This is a genomic window from Corallococcus sp. CA047B (assembly GCF_003612065.1).
GTDB lineage: Bacteria > Myxococcota > Myxococcia > Myxococcales > Myxococcaceae > Corallococcus > Corallococcus praedator.
On the sequence record NZ_RAWD01000529.1, the window covers coordinates 1 to 3,737 of the forward strand.

The following is a 3,737-nucleotide window of genomic DNA, read 5'->3' on the forward strand; positions in this document are numbered from 1 at the left end:
GCCCAGGGGTCCACAGGCATGGGGCCCCACGGTCCCGTGCCACCTCGCCCCCAGGGATGAGCCCCCTGCCCAACCTCCGTGGCCGTCACCACTTCCTTGGGGCGTCACGGGTCCAAGGGATGGGGGGCGTCGCATGTCGGAAGGGGTGGACGATGGATTGCCGGAGGTCCTGCCGGACATTCCGTCCTCACGCCTGCCGGGGTTCCACCGCCTCGATGTGGAGGCGCGGTGGAGGGAGCTGGCGCGGCGGGGGGATGTCTCACCGGAGGAACTGCACGTGCTGCGGGCCCTGGGCTCGCCGTCCTTCGAAATCCTCAACCAGATGATTGAGAACGCGGTGGGGGTGTTCGCCCTGCCGCTGGGGCTGGGGCTGAACCTCACCGTCAACGGGCGCGACCACCTGGTGCCCATGGCGGTGGAGGAGCCGTCGGTGGTGGCCGCGGTGTCGTACGCGGCGAAGGTGGTCCGCCACGCGGGCGGCTTCACCGCGGACGCGGACGCGTCGATGATGATCGCCCAGGTGCAGCTCACCGGCTACGGCTCGCCGGAGCTGGCCCGGGAGCGCCTGCTGGCGCACCGGGAGCAGCTGCTCGCCCTGGCGAACAGCTTCCACCCGGCGCTCCAGCGGCGGGGCGGCGGAGCGCGGGAGGTGCAGGTGCGCATCCTGCCCGCGCCGGAGGGGCCGCAGGGGGAGCCGCTCTTCATCGTGCACCTGCTGGTGGACACGCAGGAGGCCATGGGCGCCAACCTGCTGAACACCATGGCGGAAGGGGTGGCGCCGCTCATCGAGCAGCTCACCGGGGGCCGCGTCTACGTGCGCATCCTGTCCAACCTCGCGGACCAGCGGCTGGCGCGCGCGTCGTGCCGCATCCCGCTGGCGGCGCTGGCGGACTTCGACCTGCCGGGCGAGGACATCGCGGAGGGCATCCTCCAGGCGAGCCGCTTCGCGGAAGCCGACCCCTACCGCGCGGCCACGCACAACAAGGGCGTGATGAATGGGATTGACGCGGTGGCCATCGCCACGGGGCAGGACTGGCGGGCCATCGAGGCGGGGGCCCATGCCTACGCGTGCCGCACGGGCCGCTACGGGCCGCTGTCCCGCTGGACGCTGGAGCAGGGCCACCTGGTGGGGCGCATCGAGCTGCCGCTGGCGCTGGGCATGGTGGGCGGGCCCATCAAGGTGCACCCCGGCGCGCAGCTGGGGCTCAAGCTGCTGCGCGTCACCACGGTGCGCGAATTGGCCATGGTGTTCGCGTCGGTGGGGCTGGCGCAGAACTTCGCGGCGGTGCGCGCCCTGGGCTCGGTGGGCATCCAGAAGGGGCACATGGCGCTGCACGCGCGGTGTGTCGCGGTGACCGCGGGGGCCCGGGGCCTGGACGTGGAGAAGGTGGCGCGGCTGCTGGTGGAGCGCGGCAGCGTCAAGGTGGAGACCGCGCGCGAAATCCTCGCGTCCTGCCAGGCCGTGACAGCGCCATGAGCGAGCCGACGAGCGCGTCACCCTCCCTGTTCGCCAGGCTGGCCCGGGGCGTGTACCGGCACTGGGGCTGGGTGCTGGGCGGCGGCGGCGTGCTCCTGGCGCTGGCTGTGTATGGGCTGCTCCAGGGAGGCCACCTCACCACCGGCACCATCGACGGCATCGAGTCCTCGCGGGCGGAGGCGCTGGCCCGGGGCGCCGCCGCGGGCTCGATGGACCAGACGCTGGCGGTCATCTTCCACCGCGACGACTGGACGACCGACGACCCGCGCTTCACCCAGGCGGTGGGCTCGGTGCTGGAGCGCGTGCAGCGGCTGCCGGAGGTCGAAGCGGTGGTGTCGCCCGTGGGAGCCCCCGAGGCCTTCCGCGCCCGCTTCGTGTCGAAGACGGGCCACGACCTGCTGGCGCTGGTGCGGCTCAAGGGGGGCGAGCGCGAGGCGACCGCCGCGTTCCCCGCCGTGCGCGCGGCGCTGGAGGATCCACGCTTCCAGACGACGCTCACCGGCAAGGTGGCCTTCGTGCACGCTCTGAACGAGCTGCTGGAGCACGACCTGCTGCGCGCGGAGCTGCTCTCGTTCCCGCTGGCGCTGCTGGTGTTGCTGTGGGTGTTCCGCACGGTGGTGGCGGCCATGCTGCCGCTGGTGGTGGGCGGACTGGCGGTGCTCTGCGGCGTGGCGGGCGTGCTGCTGTTGTCGCGCTACACCAACATGGCGCAGTACACGCTCAACGTGGTGTCGCTCATCGGGTTGGGGGTGGCCATCGACTACTCGCTGTTCATCGTGAGCCGCTTCCGCTCGGAGCTGGCGGATGGGCTGACGACGCAGGAGGCCCTGGCGCGCACGCTGGACACGGCGGGACGCGCGGTGGCGTTCTCCGGGCTCGCCGTCACGGTGGGGCTTTCGGGCCTGCTCTTCTTTCGCGGCTCGTACCTGAGCGCCATGGGGCTGGGGGGCGCGCTGGTGGTGGCCTTCGCGGTGCTCTTCGCGCTCACCGTGCTGCCCGCGCTGCTCGCCTGGCTGGGGCCGAGGGTGGACCGGGGGAAGCTGCCCTTCGCGCATCCGAACCGGCGCGGCGGTGCATGGCACGCGCTGGCCACCTGGGTGATGCGGCATCCCTGGTGGGTGCTGCTGCCCACCCTGGCGCTCCTGCTGGCCATGGGGCTGCCCTTCCGGCGCCTGGAGCTGGCGGCCACGGACATCACGGCCCTGCCCGAACACACGGAGGCCCGCCAGGGCGCGCGGACGCTGGCCCGGCTGTTTCCGCGCGAGGCCGCCACGCGCGTGCTGGTGGCGGTGGAGTTCCCCTCCGGCGATGCCTTCACGCCGGAGCGCGCTGGCGCCCTCTTCGATGCCAGCCGGAGGATCGCCTCCCTGCCGGGCGTGGTGGGCGTGGAGAGCGCGGTGGACCTGGTGCCGGGCATGGACCGGGCCACCGTCCAACAGATGGCGGGAGCGCCCCCGCGGGCCGTGCCGCCGGAGCTGCGGGCCGCGCGCGCCGCGTACCTCACCGGGAGCGTGGCGGTGTTGCAGGTGCTGACGTCCTCGGCGCCCAGCAGCCGCGAGGCGCGCGACCTGGTGCGGGCGCTGCGCGAGGACCGCGCGGTGGGGGACGGGCGGCTGCGGGTGGGAGGACAGACGGCCTCGGACGTGGACGCGACAGCGTTCGTGAAGCAGCACACGCCCGCGGCGGTGGGGTTCGTGATGGGGATGACGTGCGTGGTCCTCTTCGTGCTCCTGCGCTCCGTGGTGCTGCCGCTCAAGGCGCTCCTGATGAACCTGCTGTCCCTGGCGGGCTCGTTCGGGGCGCTGGTGTGGATCTTCCAGGAGGGGCACCTGCACCGGCTCTTGCGCTTCGAGCCCGGCCCCATCGAACCGTCGCTGCCCATCCTGTTGTTCTGCGCCCTGTTCGGTCTGTCCATGGACTACGAGGTGCTGCTGCTCAGCCGCATCCGCGAGGAGTGGCTGCGCACGGGGGACAACACCCACGCGGTGGCCGAAGGGCTGGAGCAGACGGGCGGACTCATCACCAGCGCGGCGGCCATCATGGTGGCTGTGTTCGCGGCCTTTTCGCTGGCGTCGGTGGTGGTGGTGAAGGCGATGGGGTTGGGCATGGCCATCGCGGTGGCGCTGGATGCCACGCTGGTCCGGGTGCTCATCGTCCCCTCGATGATGCGCCTCATGGGGGACCTGAACTGGTGGGGCCCCGGCCATTCCGGAGGCTCGCGTGCGCGGGTGAAGGGGCGGGAGGTGGCGCCATGAACAAG

At 72.6% G+C, this 3,737-nt stretch carries 2 protein-coding genes; both read left to right on the forward strand.

The annotated features are described in order from the left end of the window. Positions 1-169 precede the first annotated feature (169 nt). A complete protein-coding gene (locus tag D7X74_RS40425) occupies positions 170-1,477 on the forward strand; it encodes a hydroxymethylglutaryl-CoA reductase, degradative (protein WP_120538261.1) in 1,308 nt (435 codons plus the stop codon). Next, the gene (locus D7X74_RS40430; protein ID WP_120538260.1) at positions 1,474-3,732 is read left to right on the forward strand and encodes an MMPL family transporter; all 2,259 of its coding nucleotides are present in this window, start codon (positions 1,474-1,476) and stop codon (positions 3,730-3,732) included. The genes D7X74_RS40425 and D7X74_RS40430 overlap by 4 nt, the downstream gene beginning before the upstream one ends. Positions 3,733-3,737: the final 5 nt, after the last annotated feature.

What these genes read in the sequence shown, in the direction of transcription:
- D7X74_RS40430 (WP_120538260.1), top strand. Translation starts at nt 1,474, where the DNA reads ATGAGCGAGCCGACGAGCGCGTCACCCTCCCTGTTCGCCAGGCTGGCC.